This window comes from Spirosoma harenae, assembly GCF_054776975.1.
Genome location: NZ_BAAHBD010000011.1, coordinates 47,214 through 64,803, shown reverse-complemented (window position 1 = coordinate 64,803; position 17,590 = coordinate 47,214). Strand labels below are relative to the sequence as shown.

General features: G+C 48.8%; 16 protein-coding genes and 1 pseudogene. 12 read left to right on the top strand and 5 right to left on the bottom strand.

The annotated features are described in order from the left end of the window. Positions 1–182 precede the first annotated feature (182 nt). The 8 genes from ACYVE4_RS16980 (at position 183) to ACYVE4_RS16945 (ending at position 9,176) form a co-directional block, all read left to right on the top strand. Positions 183–4,553, top strand: coding sequence for a CusA/CzcA family heavy metal efflux RND transporter (locus tag ACYVE4_RS16980; protein WP_461041536.1), 4,371 nt, complete (start codon positions 183–185; stop codon positions 4,551–4,553). Position 4,554: 1 nt separating this feature from the next. Then, positions 4,555–5,268: a VIT1/CCC1 transporter family protein gene (locus tag ACYVE4_RS16975; RefSeq protein WP_461041367.1), complete on the top strand. Its 714-nt coding sequence runs from the start codon at positions 4,555–4,557 to the stop codon at positions 5,266–5,268. Positions 5,269–5,283: 15 nt separating this feature from the next. Beyond that, positions 5,284–5,712: a hypothetical protein gene (locus tag ACYVE4_RS16970; protein ID WP_461041366.1), complete on the top strand. Its 429-nt coding sequence runs from the start codon at positions 5,284–5,286 to the stop codon at positions 5,710–5,712. A gap of 74 nt (positions 5,713–5,786) precedes the next feature. Beyond that, positions 5,787–6,302, top strand: coding sequence for a Rieske 2Fe-2S domain-containing protein (locus ACYVE4_RS16965; protein ID WP_461041365.1), 516 nt, complete (start codon positions 5,787–5,789; stop codon positions 6,300–6,302). A 21-nt stretch (positions 6,303–6,323) separates the two neighbouring features. Continuing rightward, positions 6,324–6,761, top strand: a complete 438-nt coding sequence (locus tag ACYVE4_RS16960) for a thioredoxin family protein (protein ID WP_461041364.1) — start codon at positions 6,324–6,326, stop codon at positions 6,759–6,761. Then, positions 6,758–7,711, top strand: coding sequence for an FAD:protein FMN transferase (locus ACYVE4_RS16955; RefSeq protein ID WP_461041363.1), 954 nt, complete (start codon positions 6,758–6,760; stop codon positions 7,709–7,711). Before ACYVE4_RS16960 ends, ACYVE4_RS16955 begins: the two co-directional genes overlap by 4 nt. Positions 7,712–7,730: 19 nt before the next feature. Further along, the gene (locus tag ACYVE4_RS16950) at positions 7,731–7,958 is read left to right on the top strand and encodes a DUF4266 domain-containing protein (protein WP_461041535.1); all 228 of its coding nucleotides are present in this window, start codon (positions 7,731–7,733) and stop codon (positions 7,956–7,958) included. Positions 7,959–7,970: 12 nt separating this feature from the next. Next, positions 7,971–9,176, top strand: coding sequence for a DUF3570 domain-containing protein (locus ACYVE4_RS16945; protein WP_461041362.1), 1,206 nt, complete (start codon positions 7,971–7,973; stop codon positions 9,174–9,176). A gap of 370 nt (positions 9,177–9,546) precedes the next feature. Here the strand turns inward: ACYVE4_RS16945 and ACYVE4_RS16940 are convergent, their stop codons facing one another. Next, complete coding sequence (locus ACYVE4_RS16940; RefSeq protein ID WP_461041361.1) at positions 9,547–10,866, bottom strand: nucleotide disphospho-sugar-binding domain-containing protein; 1,320 nt, start codon at positions 10,864–10,866, stop codon at positions 9,547–9,549. A 135-nt stretch (positions 10,867–11,001) separates the two neighbouring features. Here ACYVE4_RS16940 and ACYVE4_RS16935 point away from each other — a divergent pair, with 135 nt between their 5' ends. Continuing rightward, on the top strand, positions 11,002–12,396 hold the full coding sequence (locus ACYVE4_RS16935; protein WP_461041360.1) for a sensor histidine kinase: 1,395 nt from the start codon (positions 11,002–11,004) through the stop codon (positions 12,394–12,396). A 314-nt stretch (positions 12,397–12,710) separates the two neighbouring features. Beyond that, positions 12,711–12,953, top strand: a complete 243-nt coding sequence (locus tag ACYVE4_RS16930; protein WP_461041359.1) for a hypothetical protein — start codon at positions 12,711–12,713, stop codon at positions 12,951–12,953. Between the two features lie 77 nt (positions 12,954–13,030). Here ACYVE4_RS16930 and ACYVE4_RS16925 read toward each other — a convergent pair whose 3' ends face one another. After that, a complete protein-coding gene (locus ACYVE4_RS16925) occupies positions 13,031–13,402 on the bottom strand; it encodes a peptidase associated/transthyretin-like domain-containing protein (protein WP_461041358.1) in 372 nt (123 codons plus the stop codon). Between the two features lie 434 nt (positions 13,403–13,836). Here ACYVE4_RS16925 and ACYVE4_RS16920 point away from each other — a divergent pair. Continuing rightward, positions 13,837–14,136: pseudogene (locus tag ACYVE4_RS16920) on the top strand (hypothetical protein); the annotation flags it as partial. Here ACYVE4_RS16920 and ACYVE4_RS16915 read toward each other — a convergent pair. Beyond that, a complete protein-coding gene (locus tag ACYVE4_RS16915) occupies positions 14,078–15,172 on the bottom strand; it encodes a ligand-binding sensor domain-containing protein (protein ID WP_461041534.1) in 1,095 nt (364 codons plus the stop codon). The pseudogene ACYVE4_RS16920 and the gene ACYVE4_RS16915 overlap by 59 nt on opposite strands. Positions 15,173–15,788: 616 nt before the next feature. After that, positions 15,789–16,178 (bottom strand): response regulator, encoded by a 390-nt coding sequence (locus ACYVE4_RS16910; RefSeq protein ID WP_461041357.1) that lies wholly within the window; start codon positions 16,176–16,178, stop codon positions 15,789–15,791. Positions 16,179–16,255: 77 nt separating this feature from the next. Between ACYVE4_RS16910 and ACYVE4_RS16905 the strand changes: the two genes are divergently transcribed. Next, positions 16,256–16,381 (top strand): hypothetical protein, encoded by a 126-nt coding sequence (locus ACYVE4_RS16905; protein ID WP_461041356.1) that lies wholly within the window; start codon positions 16,256–16,258, stop codon positions 16,379–16,381. Between the two features lie 108 nt (positions 16,382–16,489). On the opposite strand, the gene murI is transcribed toward ACYVE4_RS16905, so the two are convergent. After that, complete coding sequence (murI, locus tag ACYVE4_RS16900; protein ID WP_461041355.1) at positions 16,490–17,320, bottom strand: glutamate racemase; 831 nt, start codon at positions 17,318–17,320, stop codon at positions 16,490–16,492. Positions 17,321–17,590: the final 270 nt, after the last annotated feature.

Below are 17,590 nucleotides of genomic sequence, written 5' to 3'. Positions count from 1 at the left end.
TTGCCCGATGGGCGAAGTGCGCCTAGTCGGCAGGCAAACTGCTGCTAGTGCTACGTTAGGTTTCTTCCTCAATTCAGATTGTCCAGATGCTGTCCAGGCTGCGCTACGTCGTCCCTCGAACGAATTGATTCGGGCGCCATGTGCAGAAGGATGTAAAGGCACCATTTTTCTTCTACGCTTTCATGCTGAATGCAATTATTTATTTCTCCATCCGGAACAAGGTGGTGATCGGTCTGTTTACGCTGGCTTTAATTGGCTGGGGAATCTGGTCGGCTACCCAACTTCCCATCGACGCTGTTCCTGATATTACCAACAATCAGGTGCAGGTCATTACCAGTAGCCCGTCGCTGGCGGCAGAGGATATTGAACGCCTTGTTACGTTCCCGATTGAAGTCAGTTTGTCCAACATTCCGGGCCTAACGGAAATACGTTCTTTTTCCCGGTTTGGCTTGTCCATCGTAACGGTCGTGTTTACCGACGCTACCGATGTTTACTGGGCCAGGCAGCAAATCAGTGAACGGTTGCAGAACGTAACAGGACAAATTCCACCCGGTGTTGGCACGCCCACAATGGCCCCCGTAACCACCGGGTTGGGCGAGATATTCCAGTATACGGTGGTTCCGAAAAAAGGGTTTGAAACGCGCTACACGCTAACGGATCTCCGAACCATTCAGGACTGGACGATTCGACGCGCCTTACTCGGTACGCCCGGCGTAGCCGACGTGAGTGGTTTCGGCGGAAAACTAAAGCAATACGAAATCGCTGTCGACCCCGACCGGCTCCGGAGCGTTGGGGTTACTATGACCGAGATTTTTTCGGCGCTTCAGCAGAATAACCAGAACACAGGTGGAGCGTATATCGATAAGCAACCCAACGCATTTTTCATCCGGTCGGACGGCCTGATTCACTCGCCCGATGATATTGCCGACATCGTTATTCATCTGAATACGAATAATTTACCCATCCGGGTTCGGGACGTAGCACAGGTACGTATCGGCGAAGCGGTACGTTATGGCGCGGTGACACGTAACGGGCAGGACGAAACCGTTGGGGCCGTTGTGATGATGGTGAAAGGCGAAAACTCGTCGGCGGTCATTAAGCGGGTGAAAGAAAAAATCGCTCAGATTCAGCAAACGTTACCGCCTGGCGTACAGATCATTCCGTTTCTGGACCGAACCAAGATGGTAAACAGCGCCATCGGCACCGTTGAACGTAACCTTCTGGAAGGGGCGACCATTGTTATCGTTGTGCTGGTCCTGTTACTGGGCAATTTCCGGGCGGGTTTTGTGGTGGCGTCGGTCATTCCGCTCGCGCTGCTGTTCGCCATCGCCATGATGAACCTGTTCGGTGTATCGGGCAATCTGATGAGCCTCGGCGCTATCGACTTCGGGCTGATTGTCGATGGAGCCGTGATCATTGTTGAAGCTACGCTGCACCACATCACGCTACGTAACCTGAACCGAACGTTGACGCAGGACGAAATGGACGAGGAAGTGTTTCAATCGGCTGGACGTATCCGGTCGTCGGCTGCGTTTGGTGAGCTGATTATTTTGATTGTGTACCTGCCCATTTTAGCCTTGTCGGGTATCGAAGGCAAGATGTTCCGGCCGATGGCGCTGACCGTAGCCTTTGCCATTCTGGGCGCGTTCATTCTCTCGATTACCTACGTTCCTATGGTTTCGGCACTGCTGCTCGATAAAAAAATCGAACACAAAAACACCCTCTCCGACCGGCTCATGAAACGAATCCAGCGGTTTTACGAGCCCATACTGCTACGTTCGTTGAAGCATCGTTTGCTGATTTTAAGTAGTGCGGTGGCTTTATTAGTCGTGGCGGGTCTGTTGTTTAGCCGGATGGGGGGAGAATTTATTCCGCAGTTGGACGAAGGTGATTTCGCTGTTGATACCCGAACCTTAACCGGGAGTTCGCTTTCTGAAACGGTCGATGCTACGTTAAAAGCCGAACAAATCCTGTTGAAGCAATTTCCTGAAGTCGAGCAGGTTGTAGCTAAAATTGGCTCCGGCGAAATTCCTACCGACCCAATGGCTATCGAAGCCGCTGACCAGATGGTCATTCTTAAACCGAAAGACCAATGGACATCGGCCAGAACGCGCGACGAGCTGGCGGGCAAAATGGCTGAAGCCTTGTCGGTTATTCCCGGTGTTACGTTCGGTTTTCAGCAGCCCGTGCAGATGCGGTTCAACGAACTCATGACCGGCGCCCGTCAGGACGTAGCACTCAAAATATACGGCGACGATTTAGGGCAACTAGCCAAACTAGCAGACGAAGTGGGTAATCTGACCCGCACGATCAAAGGCGCTAAAGACCTTTATATTGAGCAAGTTGGCGGTTTGTCGCAAATTCTGATCAAGCTCGACCGGGCACAGATTGCCAAATATGGCCTCAACGTAACGGATGTTAACCGGGTGATCAATACCGCCTTTGCCGGGCAATCGGCGGGTCTGGTTTTTGAAGGTGAAAAACGCTTCGATCTGGTGGTACGTCTGGCCGCCGACAAACGGCAAAGCATCGATGATATCCAGAATGTGTACGTAACGGTACCAGCCCGCGTCAATGCGATGGAGCAGCAAATTCCACTAAGTCAGATTGCGCAGGTGTCGATGGAACTGGCTCCGAATCAGATTCAGCGCGACAATACGCATCGACGTATCACACTGGGTTTCAATGTACGCGGTCGAGATGTGGAAAGCATCGTGACTGAATTACAGCAAAAAGTAAGTCAGAAACTGAAGTTTCCGCCGGGGTATTCGATTACGTATGGGGGGCAATTTCAAAATCTGCTCGATGCTAAAAAGCGTTTGTCTATTGCTGTACCGGTTGCGTTGGCACTCATCTTTTCGCTGCTCTTTTTCACCTTCGGTTCAGTCCGACAAAGTCTGCTGATTTTTATGGCCATTCCGATGGCCGCCATCGGTGGCGTCTTTTCGCTATTGCTACGTGGCATGCCGTTCAGCATTTCGGCGGGTGTAGGGTTCATTGCGCTGTTTGGCGTGGCGGTACTCAATGGCATTGTCCTGATTGCCGAATTCAACCGGCTCCGTCACGAAGAAGGCCTGACCGACCTGACCGAAATTATCCGTCAAGGGGCTGAAGTGCGCCTTCGTCCGGTCATTATGACGGCTTTGGTAGCGTCGTTTGGGTTTATTCCGATGGCCATTTCCAACTCGGCGGGGGCCGAGGTGCAGAAGCCGCTGGCTACCGTAGTTATTGGCGGACTGTTTACTGCTACGTTGCTTACCCTGATTGTATTGCCTATCCTGTATTCACTTTCCGAGCGAAAAGCCGTAGCCAAAGAAGCACAATTGGCAAGCCGATCAAAAACAAAATCGGCGAGTGCCGCCAGTATATCCATTTTAGTGCTTGTTGTTAGCCTGTTGTCAGCTTGTCAATCCGACGAAAATGGGAATAGTGACAAGGGGGCAGACGCAAAACCAGATTCTACCAAAACGGCGGCCGACTCGGCTTCGAATGGTTCTATCGAGGTGTCATTGACGCAGGCTCAGTATAACGTAGCGGCCATTGAGTTGGGCACGCCGGTGGACCGAACGATGAGTACTACGTTTAAAGTCAATGGGACGGTCGACGTACCGGCTCAAAACCGGGTGTCGGTATCGGTTCCGTTTGGCGGATACATTCGGGAGATCAATCTGGAACCGGGGATGCAGGTCCGAAAAGGGCAGTCGCTGGTTGTTCTCGAAAACCCCGATTACATCCAGTTGCAACAGGACTATCTGGACACCAAAGCCAAACTGGAGTTTGCCGATCTGGAGTTTGCGCGGCAACAGGAATTGAGTCGCGAGAACGTATCGGCCCTGAAAGTTTTTCAGCAGACTCGCTCCTCTCGTCAGAGTTTGCAGGCGCAGTTGGCAGGGCTCGCCCAGCGATTAGCCATTCTTCGCATCAATCCGGCTACGTTGAGTCCGGAGCGGCTTACGCGTACGGTTGTTATTCCGTCGCCCGTTTCGGGATTCATCACGAACGTACCGGTCAACAAAGGACGATTTATCAACCCTGCCGACGTAGTGGCTGAAATTGTCAGCCTGGATCATTTGCACGTACAGCTTCGCGTTTTCGAAAAAGATATCAGCCGGATTCGGACTGGGCAATCGCTACGTTTCGGCATGGGTGGTGACGCATCGTTGACGCACCGGGCCACCATTTTTCTGATCGGGAAATCCATTTCAGAAGATCGTACTATCAGCGTAATGGCTCATCCAGAAGCCTATTCGCCCGATTTGATTCCGGGAGGCTACGTAGCGGCTCAGATTCAGGTGAGAACGCAGCCTATGGCGGCCCTGCCTGAATCGGCCATCGTGAGCTATGTCGGAAAATCGCTCATCTACGTACTGACTAAAAAACAGACCAGCCCTGCTACGTATCAGTTTCGGCAAATAGAAGTAAAAACTGGTATTCGCGAAAATGGCTACGTAGCCGTTACGTTACCGCCCGACATAAATCCTGCCGTGACCCCAGTTGTGGTAAAAGGAGCCTACAGCTTATTGGCAAAACTAAATAACAGTGAAGAAGAGTGATATGGAAACGACTATTAATCAGCATCATCCGCGTCATCGCGAACAACACCTGAGGAGTTCCGACTTCATTGCTGACATCGTCATTGGCATGTCAGACGGCCTCACCGTTCCATTTGCATTGGCGGCCGGTTTGAGTGGGGCCGTTGCCAGTTCGTCGCTGGTAGTAACGGCAGGTATTGCTGAAATCGTGGCCGGTTCGATTGCTATGGGACTGGGCGGTTATCTGGCAGGACGAACCGAAGTAGACCACTATGAATCAGAGCGTCGGCGCGAAATCAACGAAGTAGAAACAGTGCCCGAACGGGAAAAAGAAGAAGTGCGGGATGTATTTGCCAATATGGGTTTATCGCCCGCCCTGCAAATCGCCATTGCCGACGAACTCGCCAAAGACAAGGTGAAGTGGGTGGATTTTATGATGAAATACGAATTGGGGCTTGACGAACCCGACCCGAATCGGGCCAGCCGGAGCGCCCTGACGATTGGACTGGCGTACGTAGTGGGTGGATTGCTGCCGCTGGCCCCCTATTTCTTTGTTGATCCGCCCCGGTCGGCACTGCTTTTTTCCTGCGGTTTGACCCTGATCTGCCTGTTTCTGTTCGGGTTTTTCAAAAGCAAGGTAACTGGGCAACCTCCATTAAAGGGTGCTTTTAAAGTAATGCTTATCGGCGCATTGGCGGCACTGGCTGCGTTTAGCGTGGCTCGATTTTTCAGTTAGTTCAAACGGTACAAGATGAAACCCATTCGTTTTTTTCGGCATCAGGACACGGTCTGGTATAATTTGGGAGACTATATCAGGCTGCTTCAGGAAAGCCAGACAGTATGGCCCGTGCGCCGGTCGTTACTGACGAAGCGACGCCGGATTCCCGTGCCCATTTTAGACGTAGTGCAGACCAAGCTAAATCGACTAAAACCAACGTATCAGCTTCAGATCGACGGGGAGGTTTACGCCGATGGGGCCATCTTTGAGCATCTTTATTTACTGATCAAACCATTTCTACTACAGCCTTCCGATTGGAAAAAACCGGATAGTCTGTTTCGCCAGTTACAGGTCGCGATTAGTCCATCCAAACGAGTTGTCCAGTTCCTCGACCCTAACACAATAGAAACGTACTTCAAGGAAGTCTATCCGGCAGGATTTGAGGAAGAAATTAAAAAATAATTAATAAGTCCACGTTTTGAGGAGATCCAGCGTAAGCTAGTATAAATACTTAATGACAAAATAGTCTGATTCAGATGACTCGTTACGATTTTTTAAAATCAATCGGTTTTACAGGGGCAGCGCTTATGGCGGCTATGACATCCTGTATCCATAAAGAAGATACAGTAGTAAACGCCTTGACACTATCTGGAACGCAGGGTGGTACTACGACGACCCCTACGACTGGTACAACGTCGACGCCTACAACTAACACTACATCGACAAGTGTTGATTTGAGTAAAATTACCAATCGATTATTGACAATTGATTTGACATCAGCGGCTGCCTCAGCCTTAAAAGCAGTTGGTGGATATCTGGTTCAGAGTGGAATTGTGGTAGCGCAGGTAAGCGCAGGTGTCTACGTAGCGGTAACACAAACCTGTAGCCACGAGCCCAAGAAAAACATCATTTTTAATAAAACGGAATTTTACTGTACCGTTCATGGCGCCCGATTCGATCTGACGGGTAAAGGAAAAAACAGCTTTGGCAGCAAAGGAATTGCCGTGTATAAAACAGCCACCGATGGCACAACACTTGTCGTTTACAGCTAACCAACCTATTAAAAACTAATCATGAAAACGCTCTTAACTGGGATCATCTCCCTGATGTTCATTACGCCCAAGTGGGAACTCAATTTTGATCAGGCTAAAACCGAAGCCTTACAAACCCACAAGTTTATTCTCTTAAATTTTTCGGGTTCCGACTGGTGTGCTCCTTGCATAAAATTGAAGAAAGATATTTTCGAATCTGAGGAATTTACCCAGTTTGCGCAGGACCGTTTAGTGCTGGTGCGTGCTGATTTTCCTCGTCTGGCCAAAAATCAACTCGACGCGCAACAGGTCGCTCACAATGAAGCCTTGGCCGAGAAATACAACCGCCAGGGTAAGTTCCCATTTACGGTGCTGCTGAGTGCCGACGGGAAGGTGCTCAAAGAGTGGGACGGCTATAAGCCATCGCTGACGACTTCGGCTTTTATCGAATCGATTCAATCGGTAGTAGGGTCTAAATGAGTTCATCGCTTCGCATTTACCAGCGCGTTCAGCGGCTGATGGGTAACCGCTTCGAATTAAGCGTTGTGGGTTCTGATGAGGTTTGGGCGAATAGTTGTTTGGATAAAGCCGTTGCTGAAATCAGCCGAATCGAGCAAGTACTGACAACGTATCGAAATGATAGTCAGACCGCACAGATTAACGCCTGTGCGGGCGTTTGTCCTGTAAAAGTAGATCAGGAAGTGTTTGCCCTGATCGAACGGTCACTTCGGTTATCGGCGCTGACGCAGGGAGCTTTCGATATTACGTATGGCTCCATCGATAAACGGTTCTGGAATTTCGATACGTCCATGACCACCTTGCCAAGTCGGGAAACGGCGAAGCGATTAGTTCGGCTCATCAACTACCGGAACGTAGTACTGAATACGAAAGAATGTACTGTATTCCTTCGCGAAAAAGGGATGCGTATAGGCTTTGGCGGTATTGGCAAAGGCTACGCTGCCGAACGCGCGAAGTACGTGTTGCGTCAGGAAGGCGTTGAGAGTGGCATTGTGAATGCGGCTGGCGATCTGACTACATGGGGAAGCCAACCTAATGGTGATGACTGGACCATTGGCATTGCCGATCCTGACGGTATGGCTCGACAGGCATTTTCTTGGCTGGCTATCAGCAATATGGCTGTCGCTACGTCGGGAAATTACGAGAAGTATGCCATTATTGACGGGAAACGCTATGCGCATACGATAGATCCCAAAACGGGCTACCCGGTCAGTGGTATCAAGAGTGTGACTATCATTGCCCCCAACGCCGAGTTGGCCGATGCACTGGCTACCCCTGTGATGGTAATGGGCGTGCGAGTGGGTCTGGATATGATTAACCAGATGCAGCACATCGCCTGCATTGTCATGGATGATAACGATAAGCTATATACGTCGAACAACATTCGACTGGTTGACCCAACTGTAACTTAACTACTACGTAAAACCTATGATGATGAATATCTTAACTCGTCTGCCAGTATTGCTTGGCAGTTTTCTCCTATTGAGCGTGTCGGGCTGCGTATCTGTCAAAGAATACCAGAAAAACCGGATCAATGATTCGGAGATGGAACTCTCGGCGCGTAAGTCGGAAAAGTTTGAGCAGAATTTTTATCTCTATCGCGAAGGAGCGGCCGGCGCTAATGGCGGCAAAAGTGGTGGCGGATGCGGCTGTAATTAATCGCTAGAGACAATGAAAAAAATCTGGATTTCAGCAGGCCTTCTACTGGGTCTGCTTAAGGGGAGCTACAGCCAATCGGTGACGCAACCCGCCTACGAAGTGCGCAAACTGAAGGTTGAAGAAGTTAACCTGGTAACAAGTTACTACCAGCAGGATGGGAATAATTCGGCCGTAACGGGAGGCATTGGAACTGAACGCCTGACCGATATTGCGCAATCAATCGATCTGGTATTGAAAACCACCGACCGGCGCAATCGGCAGCATACATTAGCGTTCGATTTCAATATTGACCACTATACCTCAGCCTCTTCGGATAACATCGACCCGCTCACCGTTTCGTCAGCTTCACGCAGTGATACACATATTTATCCATCAGTTGCTTGGAGTGTACATAATGATGACAAACGGACAACCAAAGGAATTGCGTTGAATTACTCTACCGAGTATGACTACAAGTCGTACGGTATTAACCTCAACTTTGCGAAAGCCTCAGCGGATAATAACCGAGAAATAAGCCTGAAAGCCGGTGCTTTTTTCGATACGTGGAAAGCCATTCTGCCACCTGAACTACGGCCCGACGGGTATGGCTCCGGAGCCGAGCGCGACCGAGATCCAATTGATTACAAGCCTCGTAATTCCTACAATGTAGCACTGTCGTTGTCGCAGGTGATAAATAAGCGTTTGCAGATGCTGATCACTGTTGAGCCCGCTTTTCAACAGGGTTTGTTAAGTACGCCATTTCACCGTATTTACTTTCAGGATGGTGGCGAAACGGTGGAGCGATTACCAGGCAGCCGAATGAAACTACCGATAAGCTTCCGGCTGCACTACTTTATGGGCGACCGGGTTATTCTCCGCACATTTTACCGCTACTACGTTGACGATTGGGGGATGCAGGCACACACCGTTAATCTGGAAGCACCTATAAAAATCACTTCATTTGTCTCAGTAAGCCCATTTTATCGGTTCAGCCATCAGTCAGCCGTGCGGTATTTCGCACCATATGGGCAGCACAATCAGAAAGAAACATATTTCACCAGCGATTACGACATTTCGGGATTCAACAGCCAGTTTATGGGAATAGGAATTCGACTGGCTCCTCCGGGCGGTATGCTGGGCATTGGCCACTGGCAAAGCTTCGAGCTTCGATACGGTCGTTATGCACGTAGTACGGGCATGGTGGCGAACAGCCTGACCTGTCTTATCAAATTAAAATAGTGACAATTGGTCTACCGGAATTGCTTTGTCAATAAAAGTAGATTTGTCTGCCACTTCTTCTCAAAATTGAGTTTGGAGTTGTTATGTACTTCATCTTAGTAAACCATTCCACTTGAGACGAAGTAGATTAAACAGAATATTTCATGAAACTGGATTGGTTACCTTTAACTGGACATCAAGTAAGTATGATCTTACTAGCTAGAAAAAGTAACAAGTCCACTCAGGATAATGGTCAGTAATTAGTTCATGGTCTATTGTTGGTTGATGCATCAAAATTGCTGCCAGCCTCCGACCGGCCAGTGCTGATTCACCTGAAACGGAGATAGCCGCTTCACCAACGGCTATTGTCTGACACTGCGCCTAAACAAGTCTACACCAAACTGGCTAACCGGCGGTCGGGTTGGTTCAGTAATTCGTTGATGTATTGCTCAACCAGTTGAATTGGCTGATATCGGCTGAACTCTTCGCTGAGTGCCTGCACCCGCTGCCGGTAGGCCTCATCAGTCAACACCGTGGCAACGGCCTGACGAATCTGAGCAGGTTTGGGCGTTTCAGTCCTGAGGTCGATACCAACCTGGTTGTACTGCACCCTGGCGGCAATATCTTCCTTGCCTTCGTGCACACCCGCTACAACCACAGGCAGCTTGTGTTGCAGGGCGAGCATAACGCCCCCGTAGCCGCCGTTGGTCAGGAACACGTGAGCCTGGGGCATGACGGAATCAAAGTCGATGAAATCCTCAATCAGAAACTGCGGCTGAGGGTAGCGTTGGCGTAGTTCCTCGGTACCCGAACCACCCGTCGTAGCGATAACCAGCGTATCCGGGTCGTTTTTGTAGGCTTCCAGCGTAGGCACAAGAATTTTCTCGATGTTACGCTCCACGGTACCCTGGGTAACCAGAATAACCCGCTTGTAAGCCCGGATTCGCTCCAGGTGGGCGAAGGGCGTTTTTTGCCGGGAGCGATGGGGGAGCAATGGCCCCACAAACCGAACCTTCGGACTCAGCCGCCGATGCGGATAATCGAAGCCTGGCACCCCGCTTTGCAGATACAGATCAGCGTGGCGGAACATGGATTCAAACATAAACCCGGGTTCTGGCTGCAACCCGTATTGCTGGCGTAGGTTATTATACGTGTCGGAGCAGGGCTTCATGATCACATCAAACTTAAGGTACAGTTTGGCGCGATTGGCCCAGCGAGTCAATAACCGCTTAAGGGCAGGTTGATTCGGGTCGTCGGTAGGTGGATTGGTATGGCCTTCGTACAACGGCAGCACACCCACTGCTATTCCTTTAATACCCAGAATCTGCTGCGTCAACAGTGCACCTAAGCAAGCCAGATCATACACGATCAGGTCGTAGGGCCAGTGGGCATGAATAGCCCGCAGGTCTTCAACACAACCCGGAACGGGTGTCAGAAACGTTTGGCTGATGTCGAAACGAAGGCGGGCGAGGGGACTTTTGATTCGCTTTCGCTCAGGAAACAGCTCGTCCATGTTCTGCTGGTTAATCACCGGAGCGTTGACGTGTGGGTAGTGGGGCAGGCCTAGTTTTTTAATCCGTTCGCCGTAGTGACCACCCACATACCAGCGAACGTCGTGGCCGGATTGGTGCAGGTGAACGGCTAAGCCAGTGAGTGGGCTAACATGTCCGTCGAAGGGAACGGTGGCAAAGAGGATACGTCGGGGTGTCATAAGCTTGTGTTGATTACCATTTCGCACAAAGTTGCTACCGTCCTGTTCCGATTCCAATGGATCGGATATAAACCGGTAAAAGTAGCCGATGAAACGGTATTTACGTATTTTCGCTTAAACTAACCATCCCGTCTGATGCCTTCTTTTGCGTTGACTTATAATCAGTGGTTCCTGCTTTTTACGGGAGCCGTGCTGGTTATGCTGATCGCTAACCTGATTCAATGGGCCGTTCATCGAGAGCGCATCTATGGTCAGTACACGGCCTATATCTTGCTGTGGATGATTGGGTTTGGAGTTGATTATGTTCGCTTACCTCCAAATGTGCTCGCTTTTGTACAGACCATTTCACTACACCTATTTTCGCTGCTTTACTTCGAAATAGCGATCACGTTTCTTGTCATAAAGGCTTACCCCCGTTTGCTGAACTGGTACCGTGGGGTTCAATGGAGCGTAGCACTAGTAGCCCTACCCGAAGTATATTTCAACCTATTTTCATCGGCCTGGCAAACCACCTGGCATGAAACGCAGCTCAACCTAATTCGAGTTCTTATCATCCTGGCTACTTACCTGACCATAGCCTATACGGTAGCGGTTAATGTCCGTAAAACGGATTTGCTTGCCCGTTTTTTCATGGTCGGAACGATTGCTCTGTTTATTAGCGAACTGCTGGGTATTCTGGTGATTGTCCAGTATGGACAGGCAGGCATGAGAGATGGTCTGTTTCGTCTACCGCTGCCCGTTCATCCTGGTTTTATCGGCCAGTTGGGTATTTTGATCGATATGGCCTGCGTATCGCTGGGGCTGTCCTACCGCCAGCGACGCGAAACCCGCCGACAGATGATGGCCGAGCAGGAGTTGTTGCGGGAACGTGAGCAAAGCCTGCGTCGTCAACTACAGGCCGATTTGGCGCTTCAGCAGCTTAAGCAGCAGTATACCGAAGCCCAGATGCGGGCGCTGCAAAGCCAGGTCAATCCACATTTTCTGTTTAACTCGCTCAATTCGCTTTCCTCACTGATCGACGAAAACCCTCAGCAAGCCACCGAATATGTTGATGAGCTATCGAGCGTATATCGGTATCTGCTGCGGGCGGGTGATCAGGAACTGACTACGCTGAGCGTTGAGTTAAGGTTTATTCAATCCTATTTTCACCTGCTCAAGACGCGTTACGGTAGTAGCGTCCGTTATGAACTGGCCGTAGCCGAGAAATGCTACGATGCTCTGATTCCGCCCCTGACGCTGCAACTGCTGGTCGAAAATGCCGTCAAGCATAATCGCGCCCTGCCTGACGAACCTCTGACGATTCGCATTCGGACTACGGCGGAGGGCCAGCTCGTTGTTGAAAACAACTTACAGCGCCGGAACGTACGGATCGAATCGAACGGGGTGGGCCTGGCCAACATCACCGATAAATACCGGCTGCTGAACCGCTCTAATCCGGATGGCCTAAGCCTATTAATTGAGGAAGCAGATGGCTGGTTTCGAGTGACGCTCCCCCTGCTGGGTACGAACGAGCCCCTACTAAAGAAGTGAGTAATCCATCTGTCGATCAACCAACACCGCCAAATTCCAACACAAGCTAACTTATGAGTAAATCTCTCCCTGCCCTCTTTTCCCTCTGGCCTTTGAGGCCCAGATCGAGTTTATCAAGGATGGATCGGGCCAGGTGATCGAGTGAGTTGATGCTTGAGCAGGAAGGAAGCAGCACGGAAGCCGAAAAGATTAAGTAGTCTCGGTTTGTAAGAAATCCGGACAGGCTGGATACTGGTATCTAGTGCGGTAGTCGGTTAGGACAGGGTTTGTCCTAAATGGGGTGATTATGGTGGGATAATAAACTGCTATTCCGCATGGAGGAGGCATTTTTTCAAAAAAACAAGCTCCTAAATGCCCAGGTCTTCCTGTCTGTGGGCAGTTTGGAAGGTGATGTGATGATTCCCTTTATGATTGATTTTGCCAATTCGCCCAAAAGCCATCATTACAAAGGCTTACAGCTCAGTTCGACTAGTTTCGATAATGAAACACACCTGTCGGTGATCCCTGCAATGCTTAGCCGCACGCTTCGCGTTTTGTATGAATTGCCTATGAAGTAATTGACTGAACTCGTTGGTTATTGATCAAATCACGTTAATTAGCAAATGAGGCTCCTTCACTGCCTATCGAGAAACATTCAGGGGGCTAAAACAGTAGGCAAACGTTCCACTTTATCGGCATTTAGCCAAGCTAAGTTCAGCGTCTTTACCGGACTTAACTTAATGTCATACCAGGCATCAATAAGTTCCTGTTTCAGAAGGACTTTAGGTTTATAGCCGGGACAACTGATAATCACTAAATCGGTGTCTACTGCGGCTGATAGGTCGACCTGAAAGATTCCATTTGGGTTAACCTGGAAGCTAATAGGTTTGTCTTTCACACGAATACTAGCGTCTGGTAAAGGTTTATAGGTCAGATTATCACCTATTTGTCCATAAAAGGACTGAGCGGCTACAAGCCTGGTTAGTAGAACCAAGCTAGCTAATAAGCCAGCTTTCATCAATATCATACGAGTAGAAGTTAGGATTACGAGCAAAATAGGCTTCATAATTAATATATAGCATAGTACTTTGCTAAACATACTACACAAATGGTTCTATTTCTTGCTCTATGGTAAAGGAAGAGTGAGCCCCTGTCATTTGCAAAATCGAAGGGGCTATGGATGGTTGAAAAAAACTTGATCCGTGGTGGGTGATGCGGAGCCGGATTATTAGATGTCTACGAGTAAGAAGGTAGCTAATAAACTCCGCAAACTCTTACAAGTAACTCGTTGACACAGTCCCGAAGGGTGTTTAAAGTGGTCCTGTTTTCTATCCAATAAATCGGGGTGGCCCAAACGTACTAGCTTCTGTCTCAAATGAACTAGGCTTGGCTTAGAGGATACTTAGATATTTGACTTTTCATCCACGGGTCGATGGTATACCCAATTCCTGAATAAGTCCTATGAAACCGAAAACTTCTTCAATCGATCCTCCAATCATTCCGCAGGGAAAACCTTTCAGCCAGGTAATCGTCACCAGCCGTCCGAATTATTCCAAATTGCTCTTGTTTTTTCTGTTAGCTATCATGATTATGGTGGTAGCCTACAACGAACTGCTCTTTTATTTTATGAGCGATGTGCCCTCTGCCTTCAGAACTAAGATGCTAAGCATCAGGCAGGTGTTGATTCCGCATATTGTGTTTTCTATGATTGGCCTTTTGGTAGGACCCTTACAGTTCTCCTCACGCTTTCGTGTTCGAAACAAGCAACTTCACCGCGTTTTGGGACGAATCTATATGGTTTCCATTCTGTTGGGGGGTGTAGGTCATTCGGTTTAGAACGGAAGTGGGTGAACTGTCCCGTTTTGGGGTCCAGCCGGTCCAGACCTTTGTAGGTGGGTACCCACACCAACCCGTCGCGAGCGGGATGCACCTGTGTTACCGAGTCAGATAGAAGGCTGGCTGGGTTTCGGGATTCATGTTTGAATTGAGTCACCTGTCCCGTTTCAGGATTTAGCCGAAAAATGCCTTTCCCGTTGGCGTAGGAGGAGAGATAAAGCTGGCCCTGCTGATCTTCCGCAATCCCGGTAATTCGCCGGAAGTCAGCAGCTATAGCGGGGTTTGTTCGGGGGAGAAATCGGCTGAATTTAGCTGTTTTCGGATCAAACTTATGCAAGCTGTTCTGGGTGTCGCCCTTGGTGGTGACCCAGATCGTACCGGCTCGATTTTCGATAAACGCAAAATGGTGAATGTCGTTGGTGTTGCTCAAATAAACCGAATTGCTGGATAAGCTATTGATATCTTTGGAGTTATGGCGAAAATGCGTCCAGATAGCGGTTTGAGGATTGAGCCGGTCAAGCGTCATCTCATCGCTCGTAATTGTCCATATGTCGCCCCGGCGGTCTTCATGGATGAAGTAGACCGTATTGTTGGTACCCTGCGTATTCGGAGCTTCCCGCGGGTACTCAATGAACCGGCCGGTAGCTCGTTCGTAGCGAAATAAACTTTCAGCCCCAATCCATATATCCCCATGACGATCTTCATAAAGTGTTTCGATGCTTCTGCCCCGGAAACTGTACTTGCTTTTGGGTCTATGCTGAAAATCGGTCATTTGCGTTCCATCATACCGTACCAGCCCGTTTAGGGTGCCCATCCAGATAAACCCCAGATGATCCTGAATCATGCAGATGACTGAATTTTCGGGCAGGCCATCAGCTACCGTTAGATGCTCGAAACGAATGCGATCCGGAGATCTGCCGGGAGCAGAGGGAGTTTGTTGGGCCCGTCCGTAGGATAGCATGGTTAGATACACCAGAAAGAGGGCGGATAGACGGAGTATTCTCATGGGTGGTATAGAGCAGGAGATATACAGGACGGGAAAAGAAACAAAACAATAATCCTGAACGGTAATTATCCATTTTACCACATAAAGCTACCAATTTTTGGAAACAGCACATGAATGATGACTCCCTTGCTTAATCAGGATTACTGGGTTGATTGGCTTATGCCTATAGTAATGCTGGCCCAACAGGTTGACTGACTTTATCAGCATTGGTGGTGTCAGGCCTTGGGATTTGCCAATGGTAATGAACTAACTCCCGTTGAAGGTCCAATTGAGCGGATTTTGGAGATGGACTGTTCGAAGATTCACAAGCTGCCAGATAGAGGCTGCCGCCAATGTGACAACCTGGATCAGGCGAAATGGAACGGAAATGTAGTACTTTTTCACGGCTTCTGATGGCAAAATGGCGACTTGAGCTATCCAACGTGGACAGCTCAAAGGTGGCTCTCTAGGCTAGGAAAGACTGTCTCGTTTGGGGCAAACAGTATAACGTTTGGGACAGATCCGATATAGGGTTATAGGAAAAAGGGGTAATCCTGTAGTACATCCACTTTTAGCGCAAGCGGGCTAATGGCTAGAGCCATTCCAGCGCCAGCAGTTGTAACATATTGATAAAATCTTCGTTGGATAATGCCTTGGTCAAAAAGCCATTAGCTCCCAAACTATATGATCGGATTTTGTCGCTCTCTGCGCTGGATGTGGTCAGCACAACGATGGGTACATGCTCGTACTTAGCCAGGCTCCTTATCTGCTCCAGCGTCTCAAAGCCGTTTTGACGTCCCATATTCAAATCCAATAGTACTAATTTGGGCAAGCAACCAGACGTCTCCAGAGCCGGCAACAAATCCTCCCCATCATAAAGCTGTTTGAGAGCAACTGGCGGGGTAAGACTTTGGAAGGCACCGGCCAGCATAAATTGATCATCTTCGTCGTCATCAACAACCCAAACCAAGGGAGTACTCATCTTATAATTTGTAGCTTAAAAAAATGTCAAATCATTTATTAATGTGTCTGTGTTGAAGGTACAGATAACCTGGCAGCATGAAGCCCATGGAAAACGCCAATGGTCTCGTCATTTTCATTGATAACGAAGATGATCGAATTCGGTTCAAGAACTTGCGACCAGAAGCGAAGTCTGGCTGGAATATACACAAAGAAGGCGGTTGAGAAATTCGTTTTTGCTGTTCGGGCTAGCCCGAAAAACTGTTTGACCGAATGTTTACAATTCATCGTGAACATTCGGTCAAAAATGATACGTTACCGCGACGCTGATAATCAACTGATGGCTAATTGCACAGATAACACGTTTATATTTTGCTGTAAAAATAGTCTGGCTTGTTTCGTAAACAGAGAATACGAACCCGTTGTAAAGAATTGAGTTTGTCCACTGTAGGAAATGCTATTATTGCTCAATTTTAACCCTAAGATATAGTTCGCAATAATTCCTCCCTGGCTCACCAAACTAATGTTATCTGGAAGCATCTGCTGAATTGCACCAGCAATAATCGGGAAATGTGTACAACCCAGAATAATTGTGTCAATTAAAGTAGATTGGTCTAACAACTTCGTGACAGTTTGCTTAATTAGTGGCCGACTACAATGGCCTGATTCAATCATAGCCACCCAATCAGGTGCAGCCTGAGCGTGGAGCGTAGCAACTGGATCGCACGCCTTTAATAGTTTAGAATACAGACCACTTTCAAACGTACGTTGAGTTGCCAGTAAACCAATGTGACCCGTGTACGATAGACTATCTGCATACAGGATTGTGGGTTCAATGATTGAAAAAACACGGTGTTTATAGAATGCGGGTAGCTGGCTCTGACAAACTGATGCCGTATTGCAGGCCAGTATGACATAATCAACAGCAGCCATTTCGAATAACCACTCGACAGCCTGACGGGTTAAAGCCAGCACTTCATCGCTCGATTTACATCCATAGGGTGCATTGGCTGAGTCTGCCAGATAGACGTAACGATATTGAGGGAGCCTTTGCTGTAAGGCATGGAGTATAGTCAATCCACCAATGCCGCTGTCAAACACACCGACTGTCAGCGTATGAGAAGGCCGTGCAGATAAAGAAGAGGGTAGCTGAAAGGTATCCATGTTATGACAGGTGGAGGTTGGGTAATTGCCTACACTTGCCTATCCCGGATATACCTTCACTGAGATGCTCTTACTCAGCTGCTTTCAGTAGATTTTCGACCTACATTGTCCGATCTTTAGTTAATCATGGGTGGCTCTTTAGTGTAGCAATCCCATTACTACCTTGGTTTAAGCCATCTTCATTGCATACCCTAACAGCAGATCAGTTGTACGATAAGTGGCTTTCTCTAAATGCCATTGTCGAAAATAGCTTCCCTATCAATACCCGTT